The sequence below is a fragment of the Mycobacterium sp. PO1 genome, assembly GCF_017312405.1.
Lineage (GTDB): Bacteria > Actinomycetota > Actinomycetes > Mycobacteriales > Mycobacteriaceae > Mycobacterium.
In genome coordinates this window covers 16,384-33,980 of sequence record NZ_BLTG01000011.1, presented here as the reverse complement: position 1 = coordinate 33,980, position 17,597 = coordinate 16,384, and the positions used below count along the sequence as shown (strand labels likewise).

Annotated in this window: 16 protein-coding genes, 1 tRNA gene and 1 other RNA gene; 8 read left to right on the top strand and 10 right to left on the bottom strand. The window is 68.1% G+C overall.

Going from position 1 to position 17,597, the window contains the following annotated elements; all coding sequences use genetic code 11:
• Positions 1-5: 5 nt before the first annotated feature.
• Positions 6-479 (bottom strand): SRPBCC family protein, encoded by a 474-nt coding sequence (locus J3476_RS04580; RefSeq protein ID WP_152519935.1) that lies wholly within the window; start codon positions 477-479, stop codon positions 6-8.
• Positions 480-546: 67 nt separating this feature from the next.
• Here J3476_RS04580 and J3476_RS04575 point away from each other — a divergent pair, with 67 nt between their 5' ends.
• From J3476_RS04575 to J3476_RS04565, 3 genes are read left to right on the top strand one after another with little or no spacing between them, the layout of a single operon-like run.
• Positions 547-1,926, top strand: coding sequence for an FAD-binding oxidoreductase (locus J3476_RS04575; RefSeq protein ID WP_207065355.1), 1,380 nt, complete (start codon positions 547-549; stop codon positions 1,924-1,926).
• Positions 1,923-3,242, top strand: a complete 1,320-nt coding sequence (locus tag J3476_RS04570; protein ID WP_207065354.1) for a class I SAM-dependent methyltransferase — start codon at positions 1,923-1,925, stop codon at positions 3,240-3,242. The genes J3476_RS04575 and J3476_RS04570 overlap by 4 nt, the downstream gene beginning before the upstream one ends.
• A 17-nt stretch (positions 3,243-3,259) precedes the next feature.
• Complete coding sequence (locus tag J3476_RS04565; RefSeq protein WP_207065353.1) at positions 3,260-3,631, top strand: phage holin family protein; 372 nt, start codon at positions 3,260-3,262, stop codon at positions 3,629-3,631.
• Here J3476_RS04565 and J3476_RS04560 read toward each other — a convergent pair.
• Entirely contained in the window at positions 3,628-6,546 is a 2,919-nt protein-coding gene (locus tag J3476_RS04560; protein WP_207065352.1) for an RND family transporter, read from the bottom strand. The genes J3476_RS04565 and J3476_RS04560 overlap by 4 nt on opposite strands.
• Positions 6,543-6,989: an MmpS family transport accessory protein gene (locus J3476_RS04555; protein ID WP_286182603.1), complete on the bottom strand. Its 447-nt coding sequence runs from the start codon at positions 6,987-6,989 to the stop codon at positions 6,543-6,545. Before J3476_RS04555 ends, J3476_RS04560 begins: the two co-directional genes overlap by 4 nt.
• A gap of 124 nt (positions 6,990-7,113) precedes the next feature.
• Between J3476_RS04555 and J3476_RS04550 the strand changes: the two genes are divergently transcribed.
• Positions 7,114-7,689 carry a TetR/AcrR family transcriptional regulator gene (locus J3476_RS04550; RefSeq protein ID WP_207065350.1) on the top strand — a complete coding sequence of 192 codons (576 nt, stop codon included), beginning with the start codon at positions 7,114-7,116 and terminating at the stop codon, positions 7,687-7,689.
• A gap of 1 nt (position 7,690) precedes the next feature.
• Here the strand turns inward: J3476_RS04550 and J3476_RS04545 are convergent, their stop codons facing one another.
• The 3 genes from J3476_RS04545 to ffs form a co-directional block, all read right to left on the bottom strand.
• Complete coding sequence (locus J3476_RS04545; protein ID WP_207065349.1) at positions 7,691-9,622, bottom strand: DNA polymerase III subunits gamma/tau; 1,932 nt, start codon at positions 9,620-9,622, stop codon at positions 7,691-7,693.
• Positions 9,623-9,649: 27 nt separating this feature from the next.
• Positions 9,650-10,948: an aminotransferase class I/II-fold pyridoxal phosphate-dependent enzyme gene (locus J3476_RS04540; protein WP_207065348.1), complete on the bottom strand. Its 1,299-nt coding sequence runs from the start codon at positions 10,946-10,948 to the stop codon at positions 9,650-9,652.
• Between the two features lie 32 nt (positions 10,949-10,980).
• Positions 10,981-11,075, bottom strand: an RNA gene (gene ffs / locus J3476_RS04535) — signal recognition particle sRNA small type.
• Between the two features lie 93 nt (positions 11,076-11,168).
• Here ffs and J3476_RS04530 point away from each other — a divergent pair.
• From J3476_RS04530 to J3476_RS04515, 4 genes are all read left to right on the top strand, one after another.
• Positions 11,169-11,254, top strand: a tRNA-Ser gene (locus J3476_RS04530).
• 60 nt (positions 11,255-11,314) lie between these two features.
• The gene (locus J3476_RS04525; protein WP_207065347.1) at positions 11,315-12,052 is read left to right on the top strand and encodes a hypothetical protein; all 738 of its coding nucleotides are present in this window, start codon (positions 11,315-11,317) and stop codon (positions 12,050-12,052) included.
• Positions 12,053-12,098: 46 nt separating this feature from the next.
• Positions 12,099-13,112 (top strand): S1C family serine protease, encoded by a 1,014-nt coding sequence (locus J3476_RS04520; RefSeq protein ID WP_373889022.1) that lies wholly within the window; start codon positions 12,099-12,101, stop codon positions 13,110-13,112.
• 50 nt (positions 13,113-13,162) lie between these two features.
• Positions 13,163-14,230: a dihydrodipicolinate reductase gene (locus J3476_RS04515; protein ID WP_207065344.1), complete on the top strand. Its 1,068-nt coding sequence runs from the start codon at positions 13,163-13,165 to the stop codon at positions 14,228-14,230.
• A 5-nt stretch (positions 14,231-14,235) separates the two neighbouring features.
• Here the strand turns inward: J3476_RS04515 and J3476_RS04510 are convergent, their stop codons facing one another.
• Genes J3476_RS04510 through J3476_RS04495 form a run of 4 tightly spaced genes read right to left on the bottom strand, consistent with a single transcriptional unit; the run spans position 14,236 to position 17,567 of the window.
• Positions 14,236-14,988: a thioesterase II family protein gene (locus J3476_RS04510; RefSeq protein WP_207065343.1), complete on the bottom strand. Its 753-nt coding sequence runs from the start codon at positions 14,986-14,988 to the stop codon at positions 14,236-14,238.
• A complete protein-coding gene (locus J3476_RS04505) occupies positions 14,985-15,452 on the bottom strand; it encodes a hypothetical protein (protein WP_207065342.1) in 468 nt (155 codons plus the stop codon). The genes J3476_RS04510 and J3476_RS04505 overlap by 4 nt, the downstream gene beginning before the upstream one ends.
• 28 nt (positions 15,453-15,480) lie before the next feature.
• Entirely contained in the window at positions 15,481-16,530 is a 1,050-nt protein-coding gene (ligD, locus tag J3476_RS04500) for a non-homologous end-joining DNA ligase (RefSeq protein WP_207065341.1), read from the bottom strand.
• Positions 16,530-17,567 (bottom strand): ATP-dependent DNA ligase, encoded by a 1,038-nt coding sequence (locus J3476_RS04495; RefSeq protein WP_207065340.1) that lies wholly within the window; start codon positions 17,565-17,567, stop codon positions 16,530-16,532. Before J3476_RS04495 ends, ligD begins: the two co-directional genes overlap by 1 nt.
• Positions 17,568-17,597: the final 30 nt, after the last annotated feature.

Below are 17,597 nucleotides of genomic sequence, written 5' to 3'. Positions count from 1 at the left end.
CCGGGTCACTCGGCGTCGACGCCGGTGCCCTCCAGGCCCACGGTGCCCTCGACCTCCCGTTTGAGGTTGCCGAGCACCTCGGCCTGGATCCGGCGCAAACCGATCGGCGCGAAGATCTTCTCGAAGAAGCCGCCGATGCCACCCGCCCCGGTCCAGGACGTCTTCACCGTGACCGACGAGCCGGGACCGGCCGGGGCGACGGTCCAGTTGGTCACCATCGACGAGTTGGCGTCTTTCTCGATGACGGTGCGGCCGGCGACGTCGACGGTGGCCTTCACCTGGCGGGACCGCGACTTGGTGGCCTGCAGCGTCCACTCCGCGACGGTGCCCGCTCCCTGGCCGCCCTCGAGTACCCGGTAGCCGCTGTAGTGCGAGGACAGGATCTTCGGACGCATCGCCTCGTAGTCGGCGACAGCGCCGAGCACCGTCGCCGGGTCGGCGTCGATCAAGTCCGTGCTGGTCGCGCTGACCTGTGCCATCAGTGAGAACTCCTTGTCAAAGCCCGGTGCGGTCGCATCGGTTGCCACCGCGGACTAGCGTATATGTGTGTCTGTTGCCCCGACCGACGCACGGGCTGCTCACGCGCTCGGCGTGCAGCGGCTCCTCGAGAGCTATCGCGCCATCCCCGCCGACGCGACGGTGCGGCTCGCCAAACCGACCTCCAACCTGTTCCGCACCCGCGCCAAGACCTCCGCGCCGGGCCTGGACACCTCCGGGTTGACCGGCGTCATCTCCGTCGACCCCGAGCAGCGCACCGCCGACGTCGAGGGCATGTGCACCTACGAGGATCTCGTCGCCGCCACACTGCCGCACGGGCTGTCACCACTGGTGGTGCCGCAGCTCAAGACCATCACGCTCGGTGGCGCAGTCACCGGTCTGGGCATCGAGTCGGCATCGTTCCGCAACGGCCTGCCGCACGAGTCGGTGCTCGAGATGGACATCCTCACCGGCACCGGCGAGGTGGTGCGCGCATCTGCCGACGAGAACCCCGACCTGTTCCGTTCGTTCCCCAATTCTTATGGCACCTTGGGCTATTCGGTGCGATTGAGGATCGAGCTGGAACCGGTCAAACCGTTTGTCGCGCTGCGCCATCTGCGGTTCGACTCGCTGGATGCACTCATCGAGACCATGGACCGGATCGTCGAAACCGGTGGACTGGACGGCGTTCGGGTGGATTACGTCGACGCCGTGGTGTTCAGCGCCGAGGAAAGCTATCTGTGCCTGGGTGTGCAGACTGCGACGCCCGGCCCCGTCAGTGACTACACCGGCGCCGACATCTACTACCGGTCCATCCAGCATGCGGCGGGCGAGAAGCATGACCGGCTCACCATTCACGACTACCTGTGGCGCTGGGACACCGACTGGTTCTGGTGCTCCCGGGCGTTCGGTGCGCAGAACCCGCGGATCCGCCGCTGGTGGCCGCGCCGGTTGAGGCGGAGCAGCTTCTACTGGAAGCTCATCGGCTACGACCAGCGCTTCGACATCGCCGATCGGATCGAGAAACGAAACGGCAGGCCGCCCCGCGAACGGGTGGTCCAGGACGTCGAGGTGCCGATCGAGCGCACCGTGGAGTTCCTGACCTGGTTCCTCGAAACCGTGCCGATCGAGCCGATCTGGCTGTGCCCGTTGCGGCTTCGTGACGATCGCAGCTGGCCGCTGTACCCGATCCGGCCGCACCACAGCTATGTCAACGTCGGATTCTGGTCCTCGGTGCCTATCGGGCCCGAGCCCGGGTACACCAACAAGATGATCGAACGGAAGGTCAGCGACCTCGACGGCCACAAGTCGCTGTACTCTGACGCGTTCTATGCCGCCGACGAGTTCGCCGCGCTCTACGGCGGTGAGACCTACATGACGGTGAAGAAGGCTTACGACCCGGATTCCCGGTTTCTCGATCTGTACGCGAAGGCGGTGCGAAGACAATGACCACGTTTCGGGAACACACCACGCAGGGCCACGACGATGACCGAAAGCTGACCCTGGCCGAGATCCTCGAGATCTTCGCCGCGGGTCGGCTGCCGCTGAGGTTCACCGCGTACGACGGGAGCAGCGCCGGTCCCGAGGACGCGTCCGTAGGGCTGGATCTGCGCACGCCGCGCGGCACCACCTACCTGGCGACCGCCCCGGGTGATCTGGGTTTGGCGCGCGCCTACATCTCGGGTGATCTGGAGTTGCACGGTGTGCATCCCGGTGACCCCTACGAACTTCTCACCGCACTGGTGGAGAAACTGGCCTTCAAACGGCCGCCGGCCCGCGTGCTGGCGCAGATCATCCGTTCGATCGGCATCGAGCATCTGCGGCCCATCTCCCCGCCGCCGCAGGAGGCGCTGCCGCGCTGGCGCCGCATCGCAGAAGGTTTGCGGCACAGCAAGACCCGCGATGCCGACGCCATCCACCACCATTACGACGTGTCCAACAGGTTCTACGAAATGGTGCTGGGCCCGTCGATGACCTACACCTGTGCCTGCTACCCGCGTCCGGACGCATCGCTGGAGGAGGCGCAGGACAACAAGTACCGGTTGGTGTTCGAGAAGTTGCGTCTGCGCCCGGGTGACCGGCTGCTGGACGTGGGATGCGGCTGGGGCGGCATGGTGCGCTACGCCGCCCGCCACGGCGTGAAGGCCATCGGGGTGACGCTGTCGGCCCAGCAGGCGGAGTGGGCTCAGAAGGCCATCGCCGAAGAAGGCCTGGGCGATCTGGCCGAGGTGCGCCACAGCGACTACCGCGACGTGCACGAGTCGCAGTTCGACGCGGTGTCCTCGATCGGGTTGACCGAGCACATCGGGGTGGCGAACTACCCGAGCTACTTCCGGTTCCTGCAGTCCAAGCTCCGCACGGGCGGATTGCTGCTCAACCACTGCATCACGCGCCACGACAACCGGCACGGCCCCGCCGCCGGCAGCTTCATCGACCGTTACGTGTTCCCCGATGGGGAGCTCACCGGATCCGGGCGCATCATCACCGAGATCCAGGACGTCGGCATGGAGGTGGTGCACGAGGAGAACCTGCGCCACCACTACGCGATGACGCTGCGTGACTGGTGCGCCAACCTGGTGGCGAACTGGGACGACGCGGTCGCCGAGGTCGGGATCGCCACGGCGAAGGTGTGGGGTCTCTACATGGCGGGCTCGCGGGTGGGATTCGAGCAGAACGCGATCCAGTTGCACCAGGTGCTCGCGGTCAAACTCGACGCGCACGGTCACGACGGCGGTCTTCCATTGCGCCCCTGGTGGGCCGCCTGACGTTCTAGGCTGATCCCGTGATCCGCTTCCTGCTGCGTGTCGCAGTGTTCCTGGGTTCGTCGGCGATCGGGCTGGTGGTGGCGTCCCTGGTGGTACCGGGAGTGCGATTGTCGGCGTGGGGGTTCGTCGCCGCAGTGGTGGTCTTCACGGTGGCGCAGGCGTTGCTGTCGCCGCTGTTCCTGAAGATGGCCACCAAGTACGCCTCGGCGTTCCTCGGCGGAATCGGCCTGGTCTCGACGTTCGTCGCGTTGCTGCTCGCGTCGCTGCTGTCGAATGGCTTGAGCATCAGCGGTATCGGTTCGTGGGTCGGCGCCACGGTGGTGGTGTGGCTGGTCACCGCGGTGGCCACGCTGGTGCTGCCGATGCTGGTGCTGCCGGAAAAGAGCTAGCTCCCGGAAGGCGGGGCGGTCCGGCGCCCAGCGCCACCCGTCGGCGGGCTGAGGAGCGCGCGCACAGCGTTGCGGGAACCGAACGGGCGAAGCATGCCGCTGGCAGGCCGGGTCCTCACGTTCAGCGGCCACCAGAACCAGCGGCCCAGGATCGCCGCGATCGACGGTGTCATGAACGACCGTACGATCAGGGTGTCGAACAGCAGACCCAACCCGATGGTGGTGCCGATCTGGCCCAGCACCAGCAGGTCGCTGAAGATGAACGACGACATCGTGGCGGCGAACACCAGTCCGGCAGCGGTGACAACGCCCCCTGTGCCGGCCATCGCGCGGATGATGCCGGTGTTCAGTCCGGCCCCGATCTCTTCCTTGAAACGGGATATCAGCAGCAGGTTGTAGTCGGCTCCCACCGCCAACAGCAGGATGATGGCCAGGGCGAGCACGATCCAGTACAGCTGGATCCCGAAGATGTACTGCCACACCAACACCGACAGCCCGAACGACGCGCCCAGCGAGAGCGCCACCGTTCCGACGATCACGATGGCCGCCACCAGGCTTCGGGTGATGAACATCATGATCAGCAGGATGAGGGCCAGCGCCGCCATCGCGGCGATCAGCAGGTCGTACTTCGCGCCGTCCTGGATGTCCTTGTAGGTCGACGCGGTGCCCGCGACGTAGATCTTGGCGTCCGACAGGGGTGTTGCCTTGATGGCGTCGAACGCCGAGTTCTTGATGGCGTCGATGTGGGAGATGCCCTCGGGCGTCGCCGGCGTGCCCTCGTGGGTGATGATCATCCGGGCGGCCTTGCCGTCGGGTGAGAGGAACAGCTTCAGGCCGCGCTTGAAGTCGGGATTGTCGAACGCTTCGGGCGGCAGATAGAACGAGTCGTCGTTCTTGGCCTCGTCGAAGGCCTGGCCCATTGCCGTGGCGTTCTTCAGGGCCTCCTCGCTCTGGTCGTTGGTCCCCGTCGTGGTGGCGTAGTTGGACAGCGTCAGATCCCGGTTGCGCTCCTGGATCGCGATCTGCGGCGGCAACAACGCCAGCAGCTGCGGCTGGAGCGCATCGAGCTTGTCCAGGCTCGCTGTGATCGAGGCGAATTGGTCGCTGAGACTGCTGATTCCGTCGATGGAGTCGAACACCGACCGCAACGCCGCGCACATCGGGATGTCGAAACAGTGTGGTTCCCAATAGAAATAATTGCGGATGGGCCGGAACTGATCGTCGAAATTGGCGATCTTGTCCCGGAGGTCTTCGACGATCGTGACGGTGTCGTGAAAAGCCTCGGTCTGTTCGTGGGTGGCCGCGGCGCTTGCCTGCTGCAGCGCCAGTTGCTGTTTGAGGATGTCGATGGTGTTGGTGATCTCGTTGGCCTGCTTGAGCAGGTCCTCACCGCGGGCCTGCTGGTAGCTGAGATTCATGATCTGGCTGGCGCTCTGCGCGCTGATCTGGAACGGGATGGAGCTGTGGCTGATCGGGGTACCCAGCGGCCGGGTGATCGACTGCACCAGGGAGATGCCCTGGGTGTGCAGCACCGCCTTCGCCACCCGTTCCAGTACCAACATGTCCGCCGGGTTGCGCATGTCGTGATCGGATTCGATCATCAACAGTTCCGGGTTGAGCCGGGCCTCGGAGAAATGGCGTTCCGCGGCCGCATATCCGACGACGGCGGGCGCGTAGTCGGGCAGGTAGGGCCGGGCGTCGTAACTGGTCTTATATCCGGGCAGGGCCAGCAGACCGATCAGCGCGATCGCGCACGACACGACGAGGATGGGCCCCGGCCACCGCACGATCGCGGTGCCGATCCGGCGCCAACCCGCCCTTCGCACAGTGCGTTTGGGCTCCAGGAGTCCGAAGCGGCCGGCTATCAGCAGGACGGCCGGCCCCAGGGTGAGGGCAGCAGCCAGGGTCACGAGCACACCGAGGGCGGCGGGGATGCCCAACGTCTGGAAGTACGGCAGCCGGGTGAATGCCAGGCAGGCCACCGCCCCGGCGATGGTCAGACCGGAGCCGACGATGACGTGTACGGTCCCGCGGAACATGTCGTGGTAGGCGGAGATCCGGTCGAGTCCTCTGCCGCGGGCCTCGTGGTAGCGCCCGACGACGAAGATCGCGTAGTCGGTGCCGGCGGCGATGGCCAGCAGGGTCAGCAGGTTCGTCGAGTACGTCGACAGGCCGATGACACCCCAGTGCGCCAGCGTCGAGACGACACCGCGAGCCGCAGCGAGCTCGATGAGAACGGTGACCAGCATGATCAGAGTCGTCGTCACCGAGCGGTAGACGATCAGCAGCATGACCGCGATGACCAGGAAGGTGATGGCGGTGACCTTGTGGGTGCCTGCGCTGCCCACCTCGAAGTTGTCGGCGATCAGCGGTGCCGCGCCGGTGACGTAGACGTCGAGCCCGGGTGGCGGCGGCATGTCGGCGACGATGTCGCGGACGGCGTCGACGGACTGGTTGGCCAGGGCCTCGCCCTGGTTGCCGGCCAGGTAGAGCTGCACCAGAGCGGCCTTGCCATCCTTGGACTGCGAACCTCCCGCGGTCAGTGGATCGCCCCAGAAGTCCTGGATGTGCTCGACATGGGTGGTGTCCTGCTCGAGCCGCTCGACCAGCGTGTCGTAGTACCGGTGAGCCTGCGCGCCGAGCGGCCGGTCGCTTTCGAGGACGATCATCGCCGCACTGTCGGAGTCGAATTCGTCGAAGACCTGGCCGATGTGGCGCATCGCCTCGATCGACGGCGAGTCGGCCGCGTTGAGCGGCACCGATCGTGCCGCGCCGACCACCTCGAGTTGCGGCGAGACGATGTTGGACACCGCGGCGACGGCGATCCAGAGAAGCAGGATCGGTACGGCGAGACGCCGGATGACGCGGGCGGGCCGCGAGCCCTCGACGGCGTCCTCGACCCGATGCTCGCTCACGCGGTCTTGTCCAGGCAAGAGATGTAGCCGTTCACGTTGGAGGTCGACCTTTCGTCCTTGACGACGTCATTGACGGTGATGCGGCAGCCGATGGTGGCGCCGTCCCCCTGGGCACGCAGGTCGGCGTAGAGGGTCGGCTCATCGGTGGTCAGTGTGTGCGACCACGGCAGCGGCGCGTCGTCGACGCGTTGCGGCTGCGCGTTCTCGTCCAGGTAGTTGATGGTGGCCACGCTGCCCGGCGAACCGAACACCTCCAACAGCACCCGTTTGGGGTTGTAGCCGGTGTTCTCCAGCGCTTCGCCGCCGGGCTTGGACACCACATTGTCGGAGCCGAAGATGCCGTGCAGCCGGTAGATGCTGAATCCGACAACAGCCACGACGGCGACGGCCACGATGACCGTCCAATAGCGTTTCGCCACGGCGCCGACCGAAAAGTTGCTCACCCCAAAGCCTTTCGATGACCAAGCCAGCACCGCCTCGCACACCCTAGGGCCATCGCCCGCCTGAGTGGACCCTGAGCGTACGGTACGGTACCGTACTGCCGACCGCAACTGCTGCGGTGACGACATGCGAGGTGCTGTGAGCTGGACAGACCGCGAAGTCGAGCTGCTCACGATCACACTCGACCTGCTGCGACAACACGGCTACGACCGACTCTCGGTCGAGGCTGTCGCGGTCCAGGCGAAAGCCAGCAAGTCGACCGTGTATCGCCGGTGGCCGACCAAAGCCGATCTGGTTCTGGCGGCATTCATCGAGGGCACCCGCGTGTCGGCTGTCCCTCCCCGCACCGGGTCGCTGCGCGGTGACCTGTTGGCGATGGGCGCCGGTGTCTGCAACCACGCCCGCGAGCACGGCGCCACCATGCGCGCGGTGCTTAACGAGATGTCGCACAACCCGCGGCTGAGCGAGGCGATGCAGAAGGAATTCGTCCACCAGCGCAAGCTCGTGATCGAAGAGGTTCTCGCCGAGGCAATCGAGCGCGGGGAGATCGACGCTCCGATCGACGACGAGATCTTCGATCTGATGCCGGGCTATCTGGTGTTCCGGTCCCTGATCTCCGGGCGGGCGCCGACGCAGGAGACCGTACGCATACTGGTCGACCAGGTCCTGCTCCCCAGCCTCGGGTTCACCGGGCAGAGCTGAACTAGGCGCCGTCGATGCGCCGCGCGCCCAGTTCGCTCTGCAGAAGTTCCAGCGCGGCTTCCTCCGGGTCGCGGCGCGGAACATGCGGGTCGGCGTTGCCCGCTTCGGCCAGCATGCTTTCTTCGTCGTCCTCGGGCACGGGTTCGGGTGGCGGAGGTTCGGGGACGCGCCGCCGGGGTGCGGCCGGCTCGGTCGCGGGGGCGCTGGGCCGAGGCGCGGCCGGTTCGGGCGCGGCCGCCGGGGCGGCCCCCGCTTCGCAGACGACCCGCCAGTTCACGCCGAGCGCGTCGCGCAGGGCTTCGGCGATGACGTCGGCGTTGCGCTGCTCGCAGAGACGTTTGGCCAGCGGCGCCGACTCGTGGCTGAGGATCAGCGTGTTGTCTTCGACCGCCCGGACGATCGCGCCCGCGAGCATCACCTCGGTGGTCCGGCTGCGTTCGCGCACCTTCTCCCGCACCGTGGTCCACATACTGCGCACCGCGGCAGCGTTGGGTTGCGCCGCGGCCGCAGGCGCGGCGGGTGCGGGGGGCGGAGCTGGCTGGGCCGCAGGAGGCTGAGGCGCCGGGGCAGGTTCGCGGGGCCGGGCCGCAGGAGGCTGCGCCGCAGGGAATGCGGGAGGCTGAGGCGCCGGTGCAGTGGGTGCAGCGGCCGGGGGTGCCTGAGCAGCGGGGGCGGGCCCGGCCTCCTCGGCCGTGGCCTGGGCGTCCCGGACGGTCTTGCGGACGAACTGTTTCGGTGGCGCGACGACGGCCGACGCCTCTTCGCCGGCGGGAATCGACATCTCGAGTCGCTTCTCGATGCGCTCGACACGCTGCAGCACCGCCGCCTCGGTGTCGCTGGCCGAGGGCAGCAGCAGCCGGGCACACGCCACCTCGAGAAGCAGACGCGGCGCGGTGGCGCCCCGCATCTCACCGAGCCCCGCGTGCATCACCTCGGCGTAGCGGGTCAGCGTGGCTGTGCCGAGCTTGGAAGCCTGTTCACGCATTCGCTCCAGCACGTCCTCGGGACCGTCGACCACTCCGCGGGTGACCGCGTCGGGCACCAGCTGCATGACGATCAGGTCCCGGAATCTCTCCAGCAGGTCGGTGGCGAAGCGACGCGGATCGTGACCGGCGTCGACGACACCTTCGACCGCGCTGAACAGCGCGGCACCGTCGCCGGCGGCCAGCGCGTCGATCGCATCGTCGATCAGCGCGATGTCGGTGGCGCCGAGCAGAGCCAGCGCGCGCTGGTAGCCGATGCGGTTGCTCTCGGCACCGGCGAGCAGCTGGTCCAGGACGCTCAGCGTGTCGCGGGGCGATCCTCCGCCGGCGCGGATGACCAGCGGGTACACCGCGTCGTCGACCTCGACCTGCTCGGAGGCGACGATCTTCTCGATCAGTGTGCGCATGGTGCGCGGGGCCAGCAGGCGGAACGGGTAGTGGTGGGTGCGCGACCGGATGGTCGGCAGCACCTTCTCCGGTTCGGTCGTGGCGAACACGAAGATCAGGTGCTCGGGTGGCTCTTCGACGATCTTGAGCAGGGCGTTGAACCCCGCCGTGGTGACCATGTGGGCCTCGTCGACGATGAAGATGCGGTAGCGCGACTGGGCCGGCGCGTAGAACGCGCGGTCACGCAGTTCGCGGGTGTCGTCGACACCGCCGTGGCTGGCGGCGTCGAGCTCGACGACGTCGACGTTGCCGGGGCCGTTCGGTGCCAGCGCGACGCATGAGTCGCACACGCCGCACGGACTGGCCGTGGGCCCCTGCACGCAGTTCAGCGACCGGGCCAGGATCCGCGCCGAGGAGGTCTTGCCGCAGCCGCGCGGCCCGGAGAACAGGTAGGCGTGGTTGATGCGGCCGGAGTCGAGCGCGGTCGACAGCGGCTCGGTGACGTGTTCCTGGCCGATGACTTCTGCGAAAGTCGCCGGACGGTACTTGCGGTAGAGAGCCACGCCGAAGAGGCTACCGACCCCGACCGACTACGTGTCGGCCAGCAGTGACTCTGTCGCCGACAGCAATGCGCACGTCGCGAGTCCGTCGATGGCGGTGCGCAGATCGGAGGTGCCCGGGAACGTGGGCGCGATGCGGATGTTCTTGTCGTCCGGGTCTTTTCGGTACGGGAACGATGCACCGGCCTCGGTGACCGCGATACCGGCTTCCTTCGCCAGCGCCACCGTGCGCTTGGCCGTCCCGGGCAACACGTCGAGGCTGACGAAGTAGCCGCCTTTGGGCTCGGTCCACGACGCGATCTTGGCGTCGCCGAGCCGGTCCTCGAGGATCTCCAGGACCAGCGCGAACTTCGGGGCGAGCAATTCCTGGTGGCGTCGCATGTGCAGCCGCACCCCGTCGGCGTCGCCGAAGAAGCGCAGATGCCGCAACTGGTTGACCTTGTCGGGCCCGATGGTCTGCTTGGCGGCATGCTGCAGGTACCACGCGATGTTGCCCAGCGAGCCGCCCAGGAAGCTGACCCCGGCCCCGGCGAAGGTGATCTTCGACGTGGAGGCGAACACCAGCGGCCGGTTGGCGTGGTTGGCCGCCGCCGCCAGCCCGAGCACGTCGACCTGCTTGACGAACTCGTGGGTGAGTGTGTGCACCGCGTAGGCGTTGTCCCACATCAGCCGGAAATCACTTGCCGCGGTGTCCATCTGGACCAGACGGCGCACCGTATCCCACGAGTACGTGGTACCTGTGGGATTCGCGTACACCGGCACGCACCACATGCCCTTGATGGCCGGATCCGCCGCGACGAGCTCCTCGATCAGGTCGACGTCCGGACCGTCCTCACGCAACGGAACCGGAATCATCTCGATACCCAGGCTCTCGGTGATCGCGAAGTGGCGGTCGTAACCGGGCGCCGGGCACAGGAACTTCACGCCGGGGCCGTCGCGCAGTTCGTCGATCCAGGGGCGCGGCGAGTCCACGCCGCCGTGCAGCAGCGAGAACACCACGACGTCATGCATCAGCTCGAGGCTGGCGTTGTTGCCGGCGATCAGGTTGGGCACCGGGATGCCGAGCAACTCACCGAAGATGGCCCGCAGCTCGGGCAGGCCGTGCAACCCGCCGTAGTTACGCGTGTCGGTGCCGTCACCGTCGCGGTAGGCGTCGGGGCCGTCACCGGGAAGGCTCAACAGCGCGTTGGACAGATCCAGCTGCGCGGGGGACGGTTTGCCGCGGGTCAGGTCCAGGGTCAGGCGCTTGGCCTGCAGTTCGGTGTAGTTGCGCTGCTGCAGTTCATGCTGGGCGAGCAGTTCGTCGCGGCCCAGGGACTCAAACGACACCGCTGGCCTTTCGCCGTATGGACTCTCGAAACGTCAGGGGACCCCGCGCACCCGCCAGAGCCCGTTGACCCTTGCTGCCTTCCGGCCCTGGGGGAGTTCACAGGATGGACGCCGCGCGGGGTCCGACCCGAGTCTATAACCCGCGTCCGGGCGGGCTGCGGCGAGGAGGACGTGACGTGGTTTTGGTAGCCGGCCGGGGCCGTCGGTTACCATGACCGGCGGAGGATTCGCCTAGTGGCCTATGGCGCTCGCCTGGAACGCGGGTTGGGTTAACAGCCCTCGCGGGTTCAAATCCCGCATCCTCCGCACTCAGCCCGGGGTGCGGCCCACCCGGCCGCATCCCGGGCACCACGATCGAGGAGGCTTATGGGCCGCACCGTTGCGGTGATCTGGCACGCGTCGTTCTCCCTTGCCGCCGGTGTCCTCTACTTCTTCTTCGTGCTGCCCCGAACTCCGGAACTGATGGGGCAGACGTCTCACACGCTGGGCACGGCGATGCGCATCGTCACCGGTGCCCTGATCGGTCTGGCCGCGCTTCCGGTGGTGTTCACGCTGCTGCGCACCCGCAAGCCCGAGTTCGGCACCCCGGCGCTGGCGCTGAAGCTGCGCACCCTCTCGATCGTCCTGCACGTGCTGGCCGGCGCCCTGATCATCGGCGCGGCCGTCAGCGAGATCTGGCTGTCCCTGAACACGGCCGGGCAATGGCTGTTCGGCATCTACGGTGCCGCGGCCGCTGTCGCCCTCCTCGGTATGTTCGGTTTCTACCTGGCCTACGTGGCCGAACTGCCCCCGCCGCCGCCCAAACCGGTGAAGGTCAAGCAGCGCACGTCGCGCCGCGGCTCGAAGGACGCCGAGGACACCGAGGACGCTGAGGCCACCGAGGCAACCGAGGACACCGAGGACACCGACGATCCCGAGGGCACCGAGGACGCCGATGCCGAGACGGCGACTGATGAACCAACTGTGACGGCCGGGCCCGAAACCGCCCCGGAGTCCGCCACCACCGACAGCGACGCCACCTTGCAGAATCGGCGTCCCACCGGCAAAGGAACGCTGCTGGGCCGACGCAAGAAGGCCCGCGGCAATGTCGCGGTCGAGGACTGAGCGCAGCAGGCCACATCGACAGCGGCGGCATGCGCAGCCACTATTGATGGGTATGGGCCTGTTTCCCCGCGTTCGACTGCTGCCGATCCTGTTGGCGGCGGTCCTCACCCTGGTCGCGCCGGTCGCCCCGGCCGCGGCCGCGCCTGCCGACCCGATCGCTGCGGCCGCCGCAGCTGAGCCGTCGGTGGTGCGCCTCGACACCGCCGTGGAGTACCAGGGCGTCATCGGCGCCGGCACCGGCATCGTGCTGGAACCCAACGGTCAGGTATTGACCAACTTCCACGTCGTCCAGGGAGCCGACCGAGTCACCGGCACCGTGGGCGGGCGCACCTACCCGGCTCGGATGGTGGGCTACAACCGCGACCGCGACATCGCCGTCATCCAGCTCATCGGCGCCGGCGGACTGACTCCCGCGGTCATCGGTGATGCGAATGTCCTGGTTCCCGGCGAGCCGGTCGTCGCGCTGGGCAACGCCATGGGCAGCGAGGCGCCGCTGACCCGTGAGGTCGGCACCGTGACCGGGTTCGGCCGGACCGTGCAGGCCGAGGACACCCTGACCGGCACCTCCGACGAGTTGACCGGGCTCATCGAGTTCGCCGCGCCGGTGCGTGCCGGCGACTCCGGCGGACCGGTCGTCAACGGCGCCGGGCAGGTCGTCGGCATCACGACGGCGGCGTCGGTGAACTTCCGGATGGGTCCGGGCGGCAAGGGGTTCGCGATCCCGATCAACGACGCGATCGGCATCGCCGGACAGATCCAGGCGGGTATGGCCTCCGACCAGGTGCACATCGGCCCGCCGGTCCTGCTCGGCGTCGGGGTGCGCACCACGCCGCGCGACCAACCGGGTGTGTTGATCCAGGAGGTCATGGTCGGCGGACCGGCCGACCTGGCGGGCCTGCGCGCCGGCGATGTGCTGCTGGTGCTCGACGGAGTCACGCTGGACTCGACCAACACGTTGACCCGCGTGCTCGACCGGCACTATCCCGGCGACGTGCTCGACCTGACGTGGGTCGACAGCACCGGGGTGCCGAGGGACGGCAAAGCCGTACTGACGCCCTGAATCACCGGAAACGGCCTGGGCCGTCGTCCGGCTGACCCTATGCTGAGCGAGTGCCCAACACTGCTCCCCATCGGGTCGTCCAATGGACGACGGGAAATGTCGGCAAGAGCTCGGTCGCGGCGATCGCGCGCAACCCCACGCTCCAACTGATCGGCTGTTATGCCTGGTCAGAGGATAAGGTCGGCCGCGACGTCGGGGAGCTGGCGGGTATCGGTCCGATCGGCGTCGCCGCCACCGACGACGTGGACGCACTGCTGGCCCTCAAGCCCGACGCGGTGGTGTACAACCCGATGTGGATCGACGTCGACGAGCTCGTCCGCATCCTGGAGGCCGGCGTGAACGTGGTCGCCTCGGCGTCGTTCATCACCGGCGGAAACCTCGGCGACGGCCGGGACAAACTCGCCGAGGCATGCCAGCGCGGCGGATCCACGCTGTTCGGCTCCGGGGTGAGCCCCGGATTCGCCGAACTGCTGGCCATCGTGGCGGGTACGGCGTGCGATCGCATCGACAAGGTGACGATCGCCGAATCCGCCGACACCACCCTCTACGACTCCCCCGACACCGAGCGGCCCGTCGGCTTCGACATGGCCATCGACGATCCGGCCCTCGAGCCGATGGCCGCCCAGGGCACCGCCGTGTTCGCCGAGGCGGTGCAGCTGGTCGCCGACGCGCTGGGCATCGAGCTCGACGAGATCGTCTGCGAGTCCGAATACGCCCAGACCACCGAGGACCTCCCGATGGCGTCGTGGACCATCAAGGCCGGCCACGTCGCCGGCGTGTTCGCCAGCTGGCAGGGCCGCATCGACGGGCGCACCGTCATCGACATCAACGTGCGCTGGAAGAAAGGCCAGACGCTGGAACCGGACTGGCAACTCGACGGCGACGGCTGGAAGATCACCATCGACGGGCGGCCCACCGTGAACATGCAGGTCGGCTTCCTGCCCCCGCCGGACATGATCGAGAACGCCACGACTCTCGAGGACTTCTTCGTGCTCGGCCACATCATGACGGCGATGCCGCCCATCCACGCCATTCCGGCCGTCGTCGCCGCGGCCCCGGGCATCGCCACCTACAACGACCTGCCGCTGCCCCAGCCGCGCGGGGTGGTGCCCCGCTAGCACCGTCAGCCGTTCGCGCGCAGCGCCCGGGTGACGACCTCGATGACGCGTTGCGGCTGCTTCTCGAGGAAGAAATGGCCGCCGGTGAAGGTGTGCACGTCGCCGCCGCCCGCCGTGTGCTCATGCCAGGCGCGGGCGTCGGCGAGGCTGGTCTTCGGATCGTCGGTGGCCGTCAGCACGACGATCGGCGCGCCGATCGCGACCGTGGGCGCCTGCCGGTAGGCCTGCAGTGCCCGGTAGTCGTTGCGGAAGGCCGGCAGGAACGTGGCCAGCATGTCGGGATTGTTCAGCACCCGGGGGTCGGTGCCGCCCAGGTCGCGCATCACCTGGATCAGGTCGGTGTCGTTCTTGTGGTCCTGCTCGTCGCCGTAGCGACTCGGTGCGCGCGACCCGGATGCGAACACGACGGCCGGCCGTCGGCCGCCGCGGGCCTCGAGCCGGTGGGCGACCTCGAAGGCCAGCACCGCGCCCATGCTGTGCCCGAACAGCGCGACCGGCGCGTCCAGGACCGGTTGCAGCTCGTCCACCACCTGTTCGGCGAGCTCGGCGATCGACTCGACGAACGGCTCACTGTGGCGGTCCTGGCGGCCCGGGTACTGGACCGCATAGACGTCGAACTCGGGCGACAGCGCGGTGGCCATCGGGAAGTAGTAGCTGGCCGACCCACCCGCGTGGGGGAAACAGACCAGCCGCATGCCGGCGTCCGGGGCCGGGCGGAAGTTGCGGATCCAGCGACTGCGTTCCGGTGGTGTCGTCATGGCGGCGGTGTTCCCTCCGGCCGCCCTTCGAAGACGCGCAGGACCCTGGCCTGGAGTTGCGCGCCGGGCGGCCCCTCAACCTTGACGTCCTTGAGGATCTGGGCCTTCTCCCCCTCGACGGTGAAGCTGCCGGGCTGCGGCTGGTGTCCCCCGGCGACCTCGTACTCGACGGTGAACGGAGTGTCCGGGAACGGATGCAGCCCCACGTACTGCGGATCGATGGTGTACGTGTACACGCACGCGTCGGGCGGGTCGCAGTTCTGCGCGGTGACCACCACCCCGATCAGGAATTCGTCGGTGGTCGGCACCGACGGGGGCGGCGGCTTCGGCGGTGTCCGCACCGGCGCGCTCGCCTGCTGGTCGGGACTGTTGAAGATCACGTACGAAGCCAAGCCGATCCCGGAGGCCAGCATCCCGAAGATGGCCAGCGCGGCGAGCAGCTTACGAACGACGGTCCACCGCATGCACAGCAGGGTATCGGGCGGGCTTGCGCTAGTCGCTCACCCGGTTGCCGTGTTCGTCCCAGTGCTCGGCCACCTTCTTGCTGGGCTGCACCCGCGGCGGTTCGCCCGGCATCTTCGGGTAGCTCGGCGGATAGGGCAGGTCACCGAGCCCGCGTTCCTCGTCGGCGGCCACCATGTCCAACAGCGGTGCGATCGATTGGGCGTCGTCGTCGATGCCGGCCCACGGGTCGGGCCGGGAGGCGACGAGGTCGGGGACGGTGCGGATGGTGTAGTCGTCGGGTTCGGCGTCGCCGAGGTCCGCCCAGCTCAGTGGCGTCGACACGGTCGCGATCGGTGTCTTGCGCGCCGAGTAGGCCGACGCGAAGGTGCGATCCCGCGCGTTCTGGTTGTAGTCGACGAAGATCCGCTGGCCGCGTTCCTCCTTCCACCATGACGTCGTCACCGCATCGGGTGCGCGCCGCTCGATCTCGCGGGCCAGGGCGATGCCGGCACGGCGCACCGCGATGAAGTCCCAGTCCGTGGCGATCCGCACGAACACGTGCACTCCCCGTCCGCCGGACGTCTTGGGGTAGCCGACCAGGCCGAGCTCGTCGAGCAGCGGCTTGAGCACCCCGGTGGCGACCTCGGCGGCCTCGGCGAAACCGGTGCCGGGTTGCGGGTCGAGGTCGATGCGCAGTTCGTCGGGATGTTCGGTGTCCGGGCACCGCACCTGCCAGGGGTGCAGCGTGACGGTGCCCATCTGCGCCGCCCAGATGATCGCCGACGGGTGGGTGATCTTCAGCGCGTCGGCGGTGCGACCGGACGGGAACGTCACCGTGCACGTCTCGAGATAGTCGGGATGCTTCTGCGGCACCCGTTTCTGGTAGATCTCCTCACCGTCGATCCCGTCGGGGAACCGCTGCAGATGCACCGGCCGGTCCCGCAGCAGGGTGACCATCGGTTCGGCCACGGCGAGGTAGTAGTCGACGAGCTTGCCCTTCGTCCCGTCCTTGCCGAGTTTCGGGAAGTACGGCTTGTCGGGGTTGGTCAGCCGGACCGCGACCCCGTCGACGTCCAGTTCGGTTGCAGCGCTTGCCATCATCTCTCCAGCACGTCGTCGAGGTCGTAGTTCAGCGGCACGTCGAGCTGGTCGAACGTGCAGCCGGCGGGATCCCGGTCGGGCCGCCAGCGCAGGAACTTCACCGCGTGCCGGAATCGCAGGCCCTCCATCTGGTCGTAGGCCACCTCGCAGACCCGCTCGGGACGCACCGGGATCCAGCGCTTGTCCGCCGCCGAGTTCCAGCGGCTGGGTTCGCCGTCGCGCAGGTCGTCACCGATGCGCAGCGGCTCGAGGTCGGCCAGCAACGCCAACCGGGCTTTGGCGGTGAACGAGGCGGCACCGCCGACCATCTGCAGTTCACCGTCGTCGCGGTACAGACCGAGCAGGATCGAGCCCACCCCTTCGCCGCTCTTGTGAACGCGATAGCCGATGGCCACACAGTCGGCGTCGCGGTGGTGCTTGATCTTCACCATCTCCCGTTTGCCGGGCAGGTAGGTGCCGTCGAGCCGCTTGGCGATCACGCCGTCGAGCCCGGCGCCTTCGAACTCCGCGAGCCACCGAGTGGCGAGCTCCGGGTCCTCGGTGGTGCGGGTGACATGGCACCACTGTTTCTCCGCGACGGATTCCCGCAGCGCCTCCCGACGGTCCCGGAACGGCGCGCGCAGCAGCGAGTCGTCGCCGACGGCGAGGGCGTCGAAACCGATGAAGTGCGCCGGGGTCTGTTCGGCCAACATCGAGATCCGCGACTCGGCGGGGTGGATGCGCTGGCTCAGCGACTCCCAGTCCAGCCGTGTCCGGCCGGCGATCTCCCTGGGCACGACGATCTCCCCGTCCAGAACGCAGCGCGGCGCGAGCTCGTCGCGTACCGCGTCGATGACCTCGGGGAAATAGCGACCCAGATCCTTGCCGCTGCGGGAGAGCAGCAGCACGTCGTCGCCGTCGCGGAAGACCAGCGCCCGGAACCCGTCCCACTTCGGTTCGTAGGACCAGACCCCCTCGTCGGCCGGCACCGTGGCCTGAGCTTTGGCGAGCATCGGCTCCAGTGGGGGCTGCACGGGGAGGTCCACACCCCCCATTCTTACGTCCACCCTCTGACAGACTCGGGT

Excerpts from the sequence above, each read along its gene's own strand:
- J3476_RS04520 (WP_373889022.1), top strand. The coding sequence starts at position 12,099 with ATGGGTATGGGCCTGTTTCCCCGCGTTCGACTGCTGCCGATCCTGTTG.
- J3476_RS04510 (WP_207065343.1), bottom strand. The coding sequence starts at position 14,988 with ATGACGACACCACCGGAACGCAGTCGCTGGATCCGCAACTTCCGCCCG.
- J3476_RS04505 (WP_207065342.1), bottom strand. The coding sequence starts at position 15,452 with ATGCGGTGGACCGTCGTTCGTAAGCTGCTCGCCGCGCTGGCCATCTTC.
- J3476_RS04570 (WP_207065354.1), top strand. The coding sequence starts at position 1,923 with ATGACCACGTTTCGGGAACACACCACGCAGGGCCACGACGATGACCGA.
- ligD (WP_207065341.1), bottom strand. The coding sequence starts at position 16,530 with ATGGCAAGCGCTGCAACCGAACTGGACGTCGACGGGGTCGCGGTCCGG.
- J3476_RS04525 (WP_207065347.1), top strand. The coding sequence starts at position 11,315 with ATGGGCCGCACCGTTGCGGTGATCTGGCACGCGTCGTTCTCCCTTGCC.
- J3476_RS04495 (WP_207065340.1), bottom strand. The coding sequence starts at position 17,567 with ATGGGGGGTGTGGACCTCCCCGTGCAGCCCCCACTGGAGCCGATGCTC.
- J3476_RS04580 (WP_152519935.1), bottom strand. The coding sequence starts at position 479 with ATGGCACAGGTCAGCGCGACCAGCACGGACTTGATCGACGCCGACCCG.
- J3476_RS04550 (WP_207065350.1), top strand. The coding sequence starts at position 7,114 with ATGCGAGGTGCTGTGAGCTGGACAGACCGCGAAGTCGAGCTGCTCACG.